17 protein-coding genes are annotated in these 14,743 nt (G+C 61.5%); 15 read left to right on the top strand and 2 right to left on the bottom strand.

Going from position 1 to position 14,743, the window contains the following annotated elements; genetic code table 11:
- Nucleotides 1-157: 157 nt before the first annotated feature.
- From dapA to NKI59_RS21465, 4 genes are all read left to right on the top strand, one after another.
- Complete coding sequence (dapA, locus tag NKI59_RS21450) at nucleotides 158-1,039, top strand: 4-hydroxy-tetrahydrodipicolinate synthase (protein WP_352490891.1); 882 nt, start codon at nucleotides 158-160, stop codon at nucleotides 1,037-1,039.
- Nucleotides 1,040-1,064: 25 nt separating this feature from the next.
- On the top strand, nucleotides 1,065-1,544 hold the full coding sequence (gene smpB, locus NKI59_RS21455; RefSeq protein WP_023768487.1) for an SsrA-binding protein SmpB: 480 nt from the start codon (nucleotides 1,065-1,067) through the stop codon (nucleotides 1,542-1,544).
- A gap of 106 nt (nucleotides 1,545-1,650) precedes the next feature.
- Complete coding sequence (locus NKI59_RS21460; protein ID WP_352569836.1) at nucleotides 1,651-2,379, top strand: GH25 family lysozyme; 729 nt, start codon at nucleotides 1,651-1,653, stop codon at nucleotides 2,377-2,379.
- A 107-nt stretch (nucleotides 2,380-2,486) separates the two neighbouring features.
- A complete protein-coding gene (locus NKI59_RS21465; protein WP_352454369.1) occupies nucleotides 2,487-3,008 on the top strand; it encodes a hypothetical protein in 522 nt (173 codons plus the stop codon).
- Nucleotides 3,009-3,038: 30 nt separating this feature from the next.
- Here NKI59_RS21465 and NKI59_RS21470 read toward each other — a convergent pair whose 3' ends face one another.
- Nucleotides 3,039-3,716 (bottom strand): uracil-DNA glycosylase, encoded by a 678-nt coding sequence (locus NKI59_RS21470; protein ID WP_352706640.1) that lies wholly within the window; start codon nucleotides 3,714-3,716, stop codon nucleotides 3,039-3,041.
- Complete coding sequence (locus NKI59_RS21475; protein WP_352449005.1) at nucleotides 3,713-4,294, bottom strand: LabA-like NYN domain-containing protein; 582 nt, start codon at nucleotides 4,292-4,294, stop codon at nucleotides 3,713-3,715. The genes NKI59_RS21470 and NKI59_RS21475 overlap by 4 nt, the downstream gene beginning before the upstream one ends.
- Nucleotides 4,295-4,572: 278 nt before the next feature.
- Here NKI59_RS21475 and rpoZ point away from each other — a divergent pair, with 278 nt between their 5' ends.
- From rpoZ to NKI59_RS21530, 11 genes are all read left to right on the top strand, one after another.
- Nucleotides 4,573-4,974, top strand: a complete 402-nt coding sequence (rpoZ, locus tag NKI59_RS21480) for a DNA-directed RNA polymerase subunit omega (RefSeq protein ID WP_023677773.1) — start codon at nucleotides 4,573-4,575, stop codon at nucleotides 4,972-4,974.
- A gap of 111 nt (nucleotides 4,975-5,085) precedes the next feature.
- A complete protein-coding gene (locus tag NKI59_RS21485) occupies nucleotides 5,086-7,314 on the top strand; it encodes a RelA/SpoT family protein (protein WP_023677772.1) in 2,229 nt (742 codons plus the stop codon).
- A gap of 102 nt (nucleotides 7,315-7,416) precedes the next feature.
- Nucleotides 7,417-7,995, top strand: a complete 579-nt coding sequence (gene pyrE / locus NKI59_RS21490) for an orotate phosphoribosyltransferase (RefSeq protein WP_352449004.1) — start codon at nucleotides 7,417-7,419, stop codon at nucleotides 7,993-7,995.
- A gap of 42 nt (nucleotides 7,996-8,037) precedes the next feature.
- Nucleotides 8,038-8,448 (top strand): VOC family protein, encoded by a 411-nt coding sequence (locus NKI59_RS21495; protein ID WP_352706642.1) that lies wholly within the window; start codon nucleotides 8,038-8,040, stop codon nucleotides 8,446-8,448.
- A 231-nt stretch (nucleotides 8,449-8,679) separates the two neighbouring features.
- Complete coding sequence (locus tag NKI59_RS21500) at nucleotides 8,680-9,261, top strand: DUF2062 domain-containing protein (protein ID WP_023677769.1); 582 nt, start codon at nucleotides 8,680-8,682, stop codon at nucleotides 9,259-9,261.
- A complete protein-coding gene (gene acpS / locus NKI59_RS21505) occupies nucleotides 9,258-9,671 on the top strand; it encodes a holo-ACP synthase (protein WP_352467214.1) in 414 nt (137 codons plus the stop codon). Before NKI59_RS21500 ends, acpS begins: the two co-directional genes overlap by 4 nt.
- A 77-nt stretch (nucleotides 9,672-9,748) precedes the next feature.
- Nucleotides 9,749-10,498, top strand: a complete 750-nt coding sequence (lepB, locus tag NKI59_RS21510; protein WP_352706693.1) for a signal peptidase I — start codon at nucleotides 9,749-9,751, stop codon at nucleotides 10,496-10,498.
- A gap of 4 nt (nucleotides 10,499-10,502) precedes the next feature.
- Nucleotides 10,503-11,228, top strand: coding sequence for a ribonuclease III (gene rnc / locus NKI59_RS21515; RefSeq protein WP_352449001.1), 726 nt, complete (start codon nucleotides 10,503-10,505; stop codon nucleotides 11,226-11,228).
- Complete coding sequence (era, locus tag NKI59_RS21520; RefSeq protein ID WP_023677765.1) at nucleotides 11,225-12,151, top strand: GTPase Era; 927 nt, start codon at nucleotides 11,225-11,227, stop codon at nucleotides 12,149-12,151. Before rnc ends, era begins: the two co-directional genes overlap by 4 nt.
- 367 nt (nucleotides 12,152-12,518) lie before the next feature.
- On the top strand, nucleotides 12,519-13,229 hold the full coding sequence (locus NKI59_RS21525) for an antitoxin Xre/MbcA/ParS-like domain-containing protein (protein ID WP_352569628.1): 711 nt from the start codon (nucleotides 12,519-12,521) through the stop codon (nucleotides 13,227-13,229).
- 361 nt (nucleotides 13,230-13,590) lie between these two features.
- Nucleotides 13,591-14,679 carry a porin gene (locus NKI59_RS21530; protein WP_352569817.1) on the top strand — a complete coding sequence of 363 codons (1,089 nt, stop codon included), beginning with the start codon at nucleotides 13,591-13,593 and terminating at the stop codon, nucleotides 14,677-14,679.
- The last annotated feature ends 64 nt before the right edge of the window (nucleotides 14,680-14,743 follow it).

The following is a 14,743-nucleotide window of genomic DNA, read 5'->3' on the forward strand; positions in this document are numbered from 1 at the left end:
CTTTCGGCTAGAAGGCGCGCACGACAAACACCTACAGCGCCGCGCGTCTTCTCAGACGCGCAAAGGACGCTGTAGCAATTTAAATTTGGCGCATGATCCTTTCCGAAATCGACGGCGATTTTCGGGGTCATGCGCTAGTCCCAAGGAGTTGGACGACATGCTAAGAGGCTCGCTGACCGCGCTCGTCACACCGTTCGAAAAGAGCGGCCGTTTCGACGAGAAAGCCTTTCGCGCGTTCATCGCCTGGCAGATCGCCGAAGGCACGACGGGCGTGGTCCCTGTCGGCACCACCGGCGAGTCGCCGACGCTGTCGCATGACGAGCACCGCCAAGTCGTCAAGGTTTGCATCGAGGTCGCCAAGGGCCGGGTTCCGGTCGTCGCCGGCGCCGGCTCCAACAACACCGACGAGGCGGTCGGCCTGGTCCAGTATGCTGAGAAGGCGGGCGCCGACGCGGCCCTTGTCGTCACGCCCTATTACAACAGACCGACGCAGCGCGGCCTCTATGCGCATTTCGCCGCCGTCGCCAAGGCGACCAGCCTGCCGATCATCATCTACAACATTCCACCGCGCTCGGTGGTCGACATGAGCCCGGAGACGATGGGGCAATTGGTGCACGACTTCAAGAACATCGTCGGCGTCAAGGATGCCACCGGCAAGGTCGAGCGGGTTTCGGAGCAGCGCGCCACCTGCGGCAAGGATTTCATCCAGCTCTCCGGCGAAGACGCCTCGGCGCTCGGCTTCAACGCGCATGGCGGCGTCGGTTGTATTTCGGTGACGGCAAATGTCGCGCCCAGGCTTTGCGCTGAATTCCAGGAGGCAACGCTTTCCGGCGACAGCGCCAAGGCGCTCGACCTGCAGGACCGTCTGTTGCCGCTGCACAAGGCGATTTTCATGGAGCCCGGCGTTTCCGGCGCGAAATATGCGCTGTCGAAGCTGGGTAAGGTCGAGAATGTGCTGCGCTCGCCGCTAATGACGGTCGAGCCGTCGACCGCCGAGAAGATCGACGCGGCGATGAAGCACGCCGGCTTGATAAACTAGGGATGAGGCGCCACCTCTCCGCATCATGAATCAAGTCAGAAAAGCCGATCCCAACAACAAGACCGTTGCGGAAAACCGCAAGGCGCGGTTTTCCTATGAGGTGCTCGACACGATCGAGGCCGGCCTGGTGCTGACCGGTACGGAAGTGAAATCGCTGCGCCAGGGCCAGGCCAATATCCAGGACAGCTACGCTTCGGTCGAGGGCGGCGAGATCTGGCTGATCAACTCCTATTTGCCGGAGTATCTGCAGGCCAACCGCTTCAACCATGAGCCGCGCCGCCGCCGCAAACTGCTGCTCAACAAGCGCGAGATGGCCAAGCTGGCGCAAAGCGTCGACCGCGAAGGCATGACGCTGGTGCCGCTGAAGATCTACTTCAACGACCAAGGCCGTGCCAAGCTGCTGCTCGCCGTTGGCCGCGGCAAGAAGCTGCACGACAAGCGCGAGACCGAAAAGCAGCGCGACTGGTCGCGCGAGAAGGGCCGGCTGCTGAAGGAGCGAGGGTGAGGAGCGGTCCGCGAAGCGGAGGAAAAGCCAGCGATTTGGCTTTTCGAGCGACGAACGCCCGGAGCCGTAGCGGCGGGCAGGGCGGACCAAAAGGGATAGGTCTCGTTTGAAAAACCGGATCGTCTTATGGGGCGCGGCCGGTCTGCTCGTGGCGGGCCTCGTTCTGGCCGGCGGCTATACCTACTTCCAGACGTTTTCTCCGGACCGCGGCAAATATCCGGTCAGGGGCATCGACGTCTCCCATCATCAGCGGCAGATCGACTGGCGGCGTGTTGCCGCCGACGATGTCGCCTTCGCCGTGATCAAGGCGACGGAAGGCGGCGATCATGTCGACGATGCCTTCGCCGCCAATTTGCGCGCGGCCCGCGCCGCCGGTCTTGCCGTCGGTGCCTATCATTTCTTCACCTTCTGCAGACCGGGTGCGGATCAGGCACGCAACTTCATCTCGGTGGTGCCGCACGATCAGCCTTTGCTGCCGCCGGTGGTAGACATCGAGTTCGGCGGCAATTGCCCGCAGCGGCCAACTCCCGAACAGCTGAGCGCCGAACTCTCCGCCTTCCTCGGCCCGGTCGAGGCGGCGTTCGGCAAGACGGCGATCCTCTATGTGACCGACGAGGCGGCGCAAGCCTATGCCGGGCAGCTAGCCAGCCGCCCGCGCTGGCTGCGTTCGCTGGCGCTGCGGCCGGGCCATGACAACTGGATCTACTGGCAGTATCACAACCGGGGCCGCGTCGACGGCATCAGCGGCGACGTCGACCTGAATGTTCTCCAGGGCGGACCTGCGACGCTGGCCGCATTGTTTGCCGCAGCGCCTGAAGCGACAGCGTCGGATTGATGCTATTCCCGTCCACCAAAACACCCTCGATGGCACGAAGACAGAGCGACGAAGCGTTCCCCATGTGGCTATTCATATCGCAGGCGGCGCCGTGCTAAGTACATTTGATGCCGGAGCGCCCTTCATCAACCAATGACAGCAACGCCCCGCCTGCTGCGACGGACGGCGGCGACCCCCGCCTGGCATTTGTCTATGCGGAGGCGGTGCGTGGCCTCCAGCACCAGCAGGGCGTGGTTGAAAGTCTCAATACGCGCGCCGGCAATCTGATCTTCGCAACCGCGTTCGCGAGTTCTCTCCTCGGAGGCAGGGCGCTCCTGGATGGCGTGGGGCCTTGGGACTGGCTGGCGCTGACATTGCTTTTTCTTATCGGGCTGCTGGTCGCGATTATGGTGTGGCCGTATTATAACTATACGTTCCGTTTCGATCCAGAGAAGCTGCTCCAGGACTTCGTCGATCAGCACCCTCCCGCAACCCTGGACGGGATGCACCGAGCGCTTGCGCTGCGCATCAAATCCGACATGGCCAGCAATTGGCGGATCATCCAACGCCTGCGCGTCGCACTGCAGCTTGCACTGTTTCTGTGGTTGCTGGATCTCCTGGCCTGGTTGTTCGCGATCGCCCGAATCTAGGGCTCGTGCCCCGGCGGGCGTCGTCCGACTCTATGTCTTCAGAAAAGCTTCTATCTGACTGAAGACGTTGACGAACATCGCTTCCGTCAACACGCCGGTATTGGTGTTGTAGCGCGAGCAATGATAGCTGGAAAACAGCGTGATGCCATTGGCCTGCTGCTGCCCACCATGCCGGAACGGATAGGCGGCAACGCGTTGGCCGAGCGCCCGCACGGTCGACTGGTGCGCGATCGAGCCAAGCGCCAGCACAGCGCGCAGATTTGGAAATCGCGCGATCGTCGGCACCAGGAACGTCCGGCAGGTCGCTATCTCGGCGCCAACCGGCTTGTTCTCCGGCGGCACGCAGCGCACCGCATTGGTAATCGCCGTACCGACAAGCTGCAGCCCGTCATCCGGTCGCGCTTTGAATTCGCCGCGCGCAAAGCCGTGCGCGATCAGCGTGTTGTAGAGCAGGTCGCCGGCAAAATCGCCGGTGAAGGGACGCCCCGTCCGGTTTGCCCCGCGCAGGCCCGGCGCCAGCCCGACGATCAGCAGACGCACTGCATCCTCGCCTTCCGGCGGCAAAAAGGTCGGCACCGGCGCGTTGAACCAGGACGGCTCACGCTGCCGCCATTCGGCTCTGAAATCATGCAGCCGCGGACAGAGCGGGCAGTCGCGATCGGGCTCGGGAGAGACGGCCGGCGGCGCGGTCAAGGCGACGATCGTCAATAGTCTTCCTCGTCGGCCTCGGCCGGTTCGGGCCGGCGCACCGGCCGCTCCGACGGATCGCGGCCGACTTCGTTCTTGAGTGTCATCAGGTCAATGAAATGGTCGGCCTGGCGGCGCAGATCGTCGGAGATCATCGGCGGCTGCGAAGCCATGGTCGAGACGATCGACACCTTGCGCCCGCGCCGCTGCAGCGCCTCGACCAGCGTGCGGAAATCGCCGTCGCCCGAAAAGATGACATAATGGTCGACGACATCGGCAAGCTCGAGCGCATCGACGGTCAGCTCGATATCCATATTGCCCTTAATCTTGCGCCGGCCGGTCGAGTCGGTGAATTCCTTGGCCGGTTTGGTCACCACCTTGAAGCCGTTATAGTCAAGCCAGTCGATCAGCGGCCGTATCGAGGAGTATTCCTGATCCTCGACCAGCGCGGTGTAGTAATAAGCGCGCAGCAGATAGCCGCGTTTCTGGAAGCTCGCCAGAAGTTTGCGGTAATCGATGTCAAAGCCCAGAGCGCGCGAGGTGGCGTAGAGATTGGCACCGTCGATAAAGAGAGCGATTTTTTCACGAGGATCGAACATAGAAAATGTCCTTTTTCGAAATAAGCGGTCGTCTAAATGCGTGGCGACTATCGGCCGGTCTGATAATAGACCTGTTGGCCTTCATCGTTCGAGATAACGCCAGTTTTACGGCAATCCAAGGCACCATGCCGCACCGCAAGCAATTGTGATCGGCGCTGTGTCGTCGCAGGCGGCCCGCGTCAGAGCTGCGCACCGCCATAAAAGCTTGTATTTTGGCGGCGTTCGGGTTATGGACCGCGCCTGTTTTCCATCAAATCCAGGCATGAAAGGGGCAACTCATGGCCCGCGTAACCGTTGAAGATTGCATCGACAAGGTCGACAACCGCTTCGAGCTGGTGCTCTTGGCCGGCCACCGCGCCCGTCAGATCAGCCAGGGCGCGCAGATCACCGTACCGCGCGACAACGACAAGAACCCGGTCGTTGCGCTCCGCGAAATCGCCGAAGAGACGCTGTCGCCGGACGACCTCAAGGAAGATCTCATCCATTCGCTGCAGAAGCATGTCGAGGTCGATGAGCCGGAAGCCGATGGCGAGGCGATTGCCGACCAGACCGGCAGCGCCGTTGCAGCGACCGATGCCGACGACGCCGAGGACAACGTCACCTTCGATCGCATGACCGAAGAAGACCTGTTGGCCGGCATCGAAGGCCTGGTGCCGCCGGAAAAAAGCGACGATTATTGATCTTAGCGACAACTGCCGACACTTTCGCGTCGGCAGTTTCGTGGCTATCTATGACATGCGCCGTACGCCAGTGCGGCGCATGATTCATTTCAGCATTGCGAGATCCCGCCCATGATGCGTCAGTATGAGCTTGTCGAGCGCGTCCAGCGCTACAAGCCTGACGTCAACGAGGCGCTGCTCAACAAGGCCTATGTCTACGCCATGCAGAAGCATGGCCACCAGAAACGCGCCTCCGGCGACCCGTATTTCTCGCATCCGCTCGAAGTCGCCGCCATCCTCACCGAAATGCACATGGACGAGGCGACGATCGCCGTTGCCTTGCTGCACGACACGATCGAGGACACCACGGCGACCAGGGCCGAGATCGACGAATTGTTCGGCCCGGAAATGGGCAAGCTGGTCGAGGGCCTGACCAAGCTGAAAAAGCTCGACCTCGTCTCGAAGAAGGCCGAGCAGGCGGAGAACCTGCGCAAGCTGTTGCTGGCGATCTCGGAAGACGTGCGCGTGCTTCTGGTCAAGCTCGCCGACCGGTTGCACAACATGCGCACGCTCGACCATGTGCCGGAAGCCAAGCGCCTGCGCATTGCCGAAGAGACGATGGACATCTATGCGCCGCTGGCCGGCCGCATGGGCATGCAAGGCATGCGCGAGGAATTGGAGGAGATTGCCTTCCGCTTCATCAATCCGGAAGCCTACCGCGCCGTCACCGCACGGCTGGCCGAAATCTTCGAGCGCAACAAGGGCGTGCTGTCGGAGATCGAGAAGGCGCTCTCCACGCTGTTCGACAAATATTCGATCAAGGCCGAGGTCAAGAGCCGGCAGAAGAAGCCGTGGTCGGTATTCCGCAAGATGGAGGCCAAGGCGCTGTCGTTCGAGCAGCTGTCCGACATTTTCGGCTTCCGCGTCGTTGTCGAGACGGTCGAGGACTGTTACCGCGCGCTCGGCGCCATCCACACCACCTGGTCGATGGTGCCCGGCCGCTTCAAGGATTACATCTCGACGCCGAAGCAGAACGACTACCGCTCGATCCACACCACCATCGTCGGCCCGTCGCGCCAGCGCGTCGAATTGCAGATCCGCACCTATCAAATGAACAAGATCGCCGAATACGGCGTCGCGGCTCATTCGATCTATAAGGATACCGGCGGCAAGATGAATGGTGCCGCCCATGCGATCTCGAAGGAAACCAATGCCTATGCCTGGCTGCGGCGCACCATCGAGCAGCTTGCCGAAGGCGACAATCCCGAGGACTTCCTCGAAAACACCAAGCTGGAACTGTTTCAGGACCAGGTATTCTGCTTCACGCCGAAGGGCATGCTGATCGCGCTGCCGCGCGGCGCCACGCCGATCGACTTTGCCTATGCCGTCCACACCGACGTCGGCGACACTTGCGTCGGCGCCAAGGTCAATGGCCGCATCATGCCGCTGATGACGGAGCTGAAGAACGGCGACGAGGTCGAGATCATCCGCTCGAAGGCGCAGGTCCCGCCGGCGGCGTGGGAATCGGTGGTCGTTACCGGCAAGGCACGCTCGGCCATCCGCCGCGCCACCAAGAACGCCATTCGCAAGCAATATTCGGGTCTCGGTATCCGCATTCTGGAGCGCGCCTTCGAACGCTCTGGCAAGACCTTCACCAAGGAAAGCCTGAAGCCGGTGCTGCACCGGCTGGCGCGCAAGGACATCGAGGATGTACTGGCCGCGGTCGGCCGAGGCGAACTTGCCTCCACCGATGTCATGAAGGCGGTGTTTCCCGACTACAAGGACGAGCGTGTCACGCTGGTCGCGCCCAAGCAGCGCGAGGAGGGCTGGTCGAAGATCCGCAACGCCGCCGGCATGCTGTTCCAGATTCCGGGCCGCGCCGCACGCAAGGACAAGAACCAGCCGCGCGACGACGCGGTGCCGATCCGCGGTGTGCGCGGCGATCTGCCGGTGCGCTTCGCGCCGGAGGGGGCAGTGCCAGGCGATCGCATCGTCGGCATCGTGCAGCCGGGAACCGGTATCACCATCTATCCGATCCAGTCGCCGGCGCTGCAGGCCTTTGACGACCAGCCCGAGCGCTGGATCGACGTGCGCTGGGATATTGACGAGCGCACCAAGGAGCGGTTCCCGGCGCGCGTCTCGGTCACCGCCATCAACGCGCCGGGTTCGCTGGCCGATATTGCACAGGTCGTCGCATCCAACGACGCCAATATCCACACTCTGTCGATGGTGCGCACCGCGCCCGATTTCACCGAAATGCTGATCGATCTTGAAGTGTGGGACCTCAAGCACTTGAACCGGCTGCTGTCGCAGCTAAAGGACAATTCGAGCGTCAGCGATGCAAGGCGCGTGAATGGGTGAATAGTGAATAGTGAATAGTGAATAGTGAAAGAGGGTGCTCTCACTACCCTACTACCATTCACCATTCACCATTCACCATTCACCATGGACATGGAGTGAACGATGAACACCGATGAAGTGCTGGGCATTTTCCGCGAGGCCGGCGCCGTTCTCGAAGGGCATTTCATCCTGACGTCGGGCCTGCGCAGCCCGGTCTTCCTGCAGAAGGCGCGCGTTTTCATGCATGCCGACAAGACCGAGCGCTTGTGCAAGGCGCTCGCCGAAAAGATCCGCACTGGCGTGCCCGGCAGGATCGACTACGTCGTCGGCCCGGCGATCGGCGGGCTGATCCCGGCCTATGAGACCTCGCGCCATCTTGGTGCGCCGGCGATCTGGGTCGAGCGGGAAGGGGGCGAATTCAGGCTGCGCCGCTTCGAGATCGCCAAGGGATCGCGCGTCGTCATTGTCGAGGACATCGTCACCACCGGCCTGTCGATCCGCGAGACCATCGACTGCCTGCGCGGCCTTGGCGCCGAAGTCGTTGCCGCCGCATGCATCATCGACCGCTCGGCCGGCAAGACCGATGTCGGCGTGCCGCTGATCGCGCTCGCCGAATATGAAGTTCCGGCCTATCCTGCCGACATGCTGCCGCCCGAGCTCGCCGCCATACCGGCGATCAAGCCGGGCAGCCGCAATATCTAATGCATGTCGCCCAAAAGTGTGCGGCGGTTTTGGGACAACGACATGCATAAAAACAAGTCAAGAGACGCTGCCGTGATTGCTGGCATCGATCATTTCGTGCTGACAGTTCGTTCGGTGGACGATACCTGCGCCTTCTATCAGCGCGTGCTTGGCTTCGAGCGCCTCGACGAGCCGGATCGACCAACGGCGCTGCTGTTTGGAACGCAGAAGATCAATGTGCATAAGGTCGGGCGTACCTTCGAGCCGAAGGCCAAGGCGCCGACGCCGGGCTCCGGAGATTTCTGCTTGATTGCTGCCCGGCCGCTCGCCGAGATATGTGCCAACCTCGCCGCCAATGGCGTGGTGATAGAGGTCGGCCCGGTCGAGCGTGTCGGCGCTCGGGGCGCGATGATGTCGGTCTATTTCCGCGATCCGGACGGCAACCTCGTCGAGGTCAGCGAATATCGATCCTAAGCGACGCTCCTTAAATTCGCCGTGATCATACCCTGTTCAGAACGGCGATACCCAAGGCTGGCGCGACCGGCCACCGAGCGGATGCCCTCGGCCTCGTTGTTCTTCGGCCAGCGCATCGCTATATCAAAGTCGTAGTTGCTTTTCGGCGACCGCAGAGCGCAGCATAGGGCTGTCGCGCCCGGCTGGAGAAGCCGGCGTAAAGCTATTGACGGAACTAGGAACAGGAACAGAGTGCTTTTTCGACGGCGCAAGCCTGATGGTTTTTTCGAGCGGGTGCGTACTTATTTGTGGCCGCGCCGCTCGTTCTCGCGCTCGCTGCGGTATTTTTCCAAGCGCATCCTGCGGCTTAGGGCCACGCCGCATGCCGTGGCCGCCGGTGTTGCGGCGGGCGTATTCGCGTCGTTTTTCCCGCTTGGCTTTCACTTCATCATTGCTGCCATCCTGTGCTGGCTGATCGCCGGCAATCTGGTCGCGGCAGCACTCGGCACGGTCTTCGGCAACCCCCTGACCTTTCCGCTGCTATGGGCCGCCTCCTGGGAGGTCGGCAAGCTGATCCTGCATGAACACCTGCCGGCGCATGGCCCGCCCGCGCATCTCGGCGACATGCTGCATAATCTTTCCTTTGCGCAATTGTGGGGACCGGTGCTGAAGCCGATGACGATCGGCGCAATACCGCTCGGCCTGGTTTTCGGCCTGCTGTTTTACGGCATCACCCGCTGGGGCATGGTCACTTTCCACGAGCAGCGCCGCAAGCGGCTGGCCGAAAGAGCGGCAAAGGCTGGAAAAACCGGGCCGGAAGTTCCTGCCGAATGATTATCGGTATTGGCAGCGACCTCATCGACATCAGACGCATCGAGAAGTCGCTGGAACGCCATGGCCAACGCTTCATCCAGCGCATCTACACCGAGATCGAACAGGCGCGCTCCGAAAACCGCGCGGCGCGTGCGGCCTCCTACGCCAAGCGTTTCGCTGCCAAGGAAGCCTGCGCCAAGGCATTGGGCACCGGTATGGCGCAGGGTGTGTTCTGGCGCGACATGGGGGTCGTCAACCTGGCCAGCGGCAAGCCGACCATGGCGCTGACCAATGGGGCGGCAGCGCGGCTGGACGAAATTCTGCCTGAAGGGCACCGCGCGGTGATCCACCTCACCATCACCGATGATTTTCCGCTCGCTCAAGCCTTTGTGATCATTGAAGCGTTGCCGGTCGAAGAAGCGCCACATTGATTGCATCTGACCACCGGCATGACGTTGCCCAGCGCGCGCCGAGACTCTATACCATCCAACGCACAATCGAGGACGACATGAGCGTGGCTGAAAAAACCCAGAAGAAATCCGGCGGACTTGGCGAAACCGTCAGCGTCATAGTCCAGGCCCTGCTGCTTGCGCTGGTCATCCGCACGCTCCTGTTCCAGCCGTTCTCGATCCCGTCCGGGTCGATGCGGCCGACTTTGCTCGAAGGCGACTATCTCTTCGTCACCAAGTGGTCCTACGGCTTCTCCCGCTATTCACTGCCGTTCGGGCCGAACATCTTTTCGGGCCGCATCTGGGGCTCAGAGCCGAAGCGCGGCGACGTGGTGGTGTTCAAGTTTCCGCCGGATCCTTCTGTCGACTATATCAAGCGCGTCGTCGGCCTGCCGGGCGACAAGATCCAGGTCAAGGATGGCCAGCTCTTCATCGACGATGTGGGTGTGCCGCGCGTCAAGGTCGGGCAGATCGACAACCACGACATCACCGAGGAGAACGGGCCGGTCGATGTCTATCGCGAGACGCTGCCGAACGGCGTCAGCTACGACACGCTCGACCTGACGCAGGCTTCGATCGGCGACAATACCAAAGAGTTCAAGGTGCCGCCCGGTCATTATTTCATGATGGGCGACAATCGCGACAACTCGTCGGACAGCCGCTTCACCGTCGGCTTCGTGCCGGACGAGAATTTGGTCGGCCGCGCCAACCTCATTTTCTTCTCGATCGGCGGCAGCGCCAGCCCGCTCGAAATCTGGAAATGGCCGTCACTGATGCGCGCCTCGCGCCTGTTCCATTTCGTCAATTAGGGCCATGGCGGCGACGAAACGGCTGACCGCCGATGCGCTCGCCGAGGCGCTCAGGGAGCGCACCGGCCACAGTTTTGGCGACCATCAGCGCCTGCAGCGGGCGCTGACCCATGCCAGCGCTCGCGGCAGTCACGCCGGCATCGACTACGAACGTTTCGAATTCCTGGGCGACCGCGTTCTCGGCCTTGTCGTTGCCGATATGCTGCTGGCGGCATTTCCCGACGCAGCCGAGGGTGAGCTGTCGCTGAGATTGAACGCTCTGGTCAACGCTGAAGCCCTGGCGGAAATTGCCGAGGAGATCGGCCTGCCGGAACTTATTCGCGCCGGTTCGGACGTACGCGGCCTCGACGGGCGCAAGCGCGTCAATCTGCGCGCCGATGCATTGGAATCGCTGATCGCCGTGCTCTATCTCGACGGAGGGTTGGAAGCGGCCCGTGCCTTCATCCACAAATACTGGCAGCCGCGCTCGCAAGCCATTGACGCCGCCCGTCGCGATGCGAAAACCGAACTCCAGGAATGGGCGCATCAGGCGGCAGGCGCAGTGCCGGTTTACATAATCGACAGCCGCGAGGGACCGGACCACGATCCGCTGTTCACCGTTAGTGTCAAGGTCGGCGCCTATCCGCCGGCGACCGGCAACGGGCGCTCCAAGCGCGAGGCGGAGCAGGCTGCAGCCGCGGCACTTCTGCAGCGGGAAGGCGTCTGGCTCAATCAAGGGAGTGCCGCATGACCGCCACCGAAGCTCCGGCTACAGAAGCTCCCGCTACCCGCTCCGGCTTCGTCGCGCTGATCGGCGCGCCCAATGCGGGGAAATCGACGCTGGTCAACCAATTGGTCGGCGCCAAGGTGTCGATCGTGACGCACAAGGTGCAGACCACGCGCGCTATCGTGCGCGGCATTGCCACCCACAACAACGCGCAGATCGTCTTCGTCGACACGCCGGGCATATTCAAGCCGAAGCGCCGGCTGGACACCGCGATGGTGACCACAGCGTGGGGCGGTGCCAAGGACGCCGATATCGTGCTTCTCTTGATCGATGCCGAGCGCGGCATCCGGGGCGATGCCGACGCCATCCTCGAGCGGCTGAAGGATGTCCGGCAGCCGATGGTGTTGATCCTCAACAAGGTCGATCGGGTCAAGCACGAGACGTTGCTGGCATTGTCGGCGGCAGCCAACGAAAGGGTGCCGTTCAAGCGCACCTTCATGGTTTCGGCGCTGACCGGGTCCGGCTGCAAGGACCTGCTCGACTATCTCGCCGAGACCTTGCCGGCCGGCCCCTGGTACTATCCGGAGGACCAGATCTCCGACCTGCCGATGCGCCAGCTCGCGGCCGAGATCACCCGCGAAAAGCTCTATCTCAGGCTGCATCAGGAACTGCCTTATTCCTCCCACATCGAGACCGAGAAATGGGAAGAGAAGAAGGACGGCTCGGTGCGCATCGACCAGACAATCTATGTCGAGCGTGACAGCCAGAAGAAGATCGTGCTCGGCCATAAGGGCGAGACGATCCGCGCCATCGGCCAGGCCGCGCGCATGGAAATCGCAGGCATACTCGAGCAGAAGGTGCACCTCTTCCTGTTCGTCAAGGTGCGCGAGAACTGGGGCGACGATCCCGAGCGCTACCGTGAAATGGGGCTCGAATTTCCGCACTGAGCCTGTTTGGGCGATCCGCAGAGCGGCCTGTTGGCCGCCTCAGGATTCTGAGCGGTCGCCGGGCTGCCCGCTTGGTCGACTTTGCATTTTGAACAACGGCCGAGTCATTCCGGGAGGCCATGCGTCGACCACGTCGTCGACCCGTTCCTCATTGGTACCGGCGCGACGGGAAATTCTGAGCGGTTTCTGAGAAATTTCCGATACTTCATGCAAAACAGGCCAGCTGACCGGCTGGAACTCCTGCCGATACTGCGATCGAGCATGGTTACCGTTTGTCGTCTCTCCGTCATACACCCTGCCTATAGGCTGTGCGAAAGACCCGCTTCCGAGCAAACCGGAACCGGCAGGCAAACAGCCAGATCAGGACATGACCGGGACTTGGAATCGCATCGACCCCATCCGTCAGATCGAGTTTGCAAACGCCGTCGCTGTTGAGATCGAGCGCGTGCTGGCGCGGCAAGGCAAGGTGACGAACAGCGATGCGGTCGTTGCAGCGGGCAGGGTCGCCGGCGCCGTTGCCGTCGCCGTCGCCGTCGCTTTGCTTGCGCCGACCGACATCAGTGCGATCGACACCATGCAGGAAAGACTACCCGGCATGGCGTCGCGTTTCGTGCGGATATTGGCTGCCGAAGCTGCGGAACGCCGTGCCCGGACGCATCTGTCGACGGCGCACGACGGCCAAGGGGCAGACATCCAACGCCTGGCCGGAACGGGCGACCTCGACTCGATGCGGGTCGAGGACTGGGCCGGTCGGGTCGCCGGGTCGACGTTCCTGCAGCAAAATCTCGGCATATCGCGCTCGACCCTGCATCGCTGGCAGCGGAGCGGCACGGTCGTTGCGTTGCGCACCGGTGGCCGCAAACATGTATTTCCCTTGGCCCAGTTCATCGACGGCAGGCCGGCGCCGGGTATCAAGGAAGTGTTATCCGCGATGCCCGATCCACGGCATGCCTGGTCGTGGCTGATCGGCCCCGCGCCCGGCCTCGCCGGACGTATTCCCATTGAAATGCTCAAACGGGATCTGGTGGCGGAAGTCGTTCTTGCCGCACAGAACGCAGCGATGGCGAAGTCGGCTTGATCTCGCTGCCAACGTTAGAAGCCTATTCAAAAAAAAGAACACGTAGAAGGAATGTATGTCGGATTCAGATCGGTTTTCCGGCTAATGTCATAAGTATATTTTCGTACAATTGTGACAGTGTCTCGTTTGTGCCGGAGGAAAATGTGAAGAAAATATGAAGTGATATTTGTGCAACATGGATTTATTCTGTTATGCAAACATTGATTATTTTTGGAATCGTCATTGAGACTGGAATGCGGATGAGTATGTTCGCCGCCTGAAGAGGGGTGCGGTGCGCGCCTTTTTCGACGTGGGTGAGGCGTTCAGCCGTTCAACCCATGAATCCAAAGCCATTTTTAACTTTGACTGGAGAGGTCAGAAAATGAATATCAAGAGCCTTCTTCTCGGCTCAGCCGCGGCATTCGTCGCGGTCTCCGGTGCGCGCGCCGCCGACGCTGTTGTGGTCGCCGAGCCGGAACCCGCCGAATACGTCAAGATTTGCGACGTCTACGGCGCCGGCTACTTCTACATTCCCGGCACCGAGACCTGCCTGCGCATCGGCGGCTATGTCCGCTATGACGCCAGCTTCGGCGACGCCGGCCGCGTTTTCGATGGCGCGACGACACATGACCTTTTGGACGGTGACGAGCAGCAGACCTGGAACAAGAATGCCCGCTTCAATCTGAAGACGTGGACCGGCCAGGAGACTGAGCTCGGCACGTTGAAGACCTATACCGAGACCCGTTTCAACTTCGGCAATACCAAACGCACCGTGAGCGGTGTTGATTTCAGCGTGCAGGACAACAAGGCGGTTACCCTGAACTTCGCCTGGATCCAGCTTGGAGGTTTCCGTGTCGGTAAGGATGAAACTGTCTATGATTCGTTCATCGGCTACGCCGGCAACGTCGTCCAGGACACTATCATTCCTTACGGCACCAAGGACACCAACCTGATCAGTTACTACTTCGACTGCGGTAATGGCTTTACGGCAGTCGCCTCGGTCGAAACGGGCTCCGGCGCTGACCAGTCGATCGACAGCTACGTTCCGTTTGTCGCCGGCGGCGTGAAATACAAGGGTGACTGGGGTGCGATCACCGCGGTCGGCGCCTATAACAGCACGTCGGAAGAATGGGCCGGCAAAGCTCGCCTCGACGTCAAGCCGATTACTGACCTGACCCTGTTCGTGATGGCGGGCTACGGCAGCGACGACAACGTCGCGAAGAACTTCTACAAGCCGTGGACTGGCAACTTTGCCGTCTGGGGCGGCGGCAGCTATGCCGTCAACAAGAAGACCTCTTTGAACGCCCAGGTCTCCTATACCGACGACCAAGACTTCGCCGTTGCGGCCAACGTCGCCTACACCATCGTTCCTGGTTACACGATCACCGCCGAAGTCGATTATTACGACAATTTCGATGCCGACGATGCCGACGCAATCGGCGGCATCTTCCGCTTCCAGCGCTCGTTCTGATCAAACGACGATCTCGCAAAAACGGCCCGTAGCGATACGCTACGGGCCGTTTTGGTTTAAGGCG

It is taken from the genome of Mesorhizobium sp. M0598, assembly GCF_040320865.1.
GTDB lineage: Bacteria > Pseudomonadota > Alphaproteobacteria > Rhizobiales > Rhizobiaceae > Mesorhizobium.

What these genes read in the sequence shown, in the direction of transcription:
- dapA (WP_352490891.1), top strand. Translation starts at nt 158, where the DNA reads ATGCTAAGAGGCTCGCTGACCGCGCTCGTCACACCGTTCGAAAAGAGC.
- smpB (WP_023768487.1), top strand. Translation starts at nt 1,065, where the DNA reads ATGAATCAAGTCAGAAAAGCCGATCCCAACAACAAGACCGTTGCGGAA.
- NKI59_RS21465 (WP_352454369.1), top strand. Translation starts at nt 2,487, where the DNA reads ATGCCGGAGCGCCCTTCATCAACCAATGACAGCAACGCCCCGCCTGCT.
- NKI59_RS21475 (WP_352449005.1), bottom strand. Translation starts at nt 4,294, where the DNA reads ATGTTCGATCCTCGTGAAAAAATCGCTCTCTTTATCGACGGTGCCAAT.
- rpoZ (WP_023677773.1), top strand. Translation starts at nt 4,573, where the DNA reads ATGGCCCGCGTAACCGTTGAAGATTGCATCGACAAGGTCGACAACCGC.
- NKI59_RS21485 (WP_023677772.1), top strand. Translation starts at nt 5,086, where the DNA reads ATGATGCGTCAGTATGAGCTTGTCGAGCGCGTCCAGCGCTACAAGCCT.
- pyrE (WP_352449004.1), top strand. Translation starts at nt 7,417, where the DNA reads ATGAACACCGATGAAGTGCTGGGCATTTTCCGCGAGGCCGGCGCCGTT.
- NKI59_RS21495 (WP_352706642.1), top strand. Translation starts at nt 8,038, where the DNA reads ATGCATAAAAACAAGTCAAGAGACGCTGCCGTGATTGCTGGCATCGAT.
- acpS (WP_352467214.1), top strand. Translation starts at nt 9,258, where the DNA reads ATGATTATCGGTATTGGCAGCGACCTCATCGACATCAGACGCATCGAG.
- lepB (WP_352706693.1), top strand. Translation starts at nt 9,749, where the DNA reads ATGAGCGTGGCTGAAAAAACCCAGAAGAAATCCGGCGGACTTGGCGAA.
- rnc (WP_352449001.1), top strand. Translation starts at nt 10,503, where the DNA reads ATGGCGGCGACGAAACGGCTGACCGCCGATGCGCTCGCCGAGGCGCTC.
- era (WP_023677765.1), top strand. Translation starts at nt 11,225, where the DNA reads ATGACCGCCACCGAAGCTCCGGCTACAGAAGCTCCCGCTACCCGCTCC.
- NKI59_RS21525 (WP_352569628.1), top strand. Translation starts at nt 12,519, where the DNA reads ATGACCGGGACTTGGAATCGCATCGACCCCATCCGTCAGATCGAGTTT.
- NKI59_RS21530 (WP_352569817.1), top strand. Translation starts at nt 13,591, where the DNA reads ATGAATATCAAGAGCCTTCTTCTCGGCTCAGCCGCGGCATTCGTCGCG.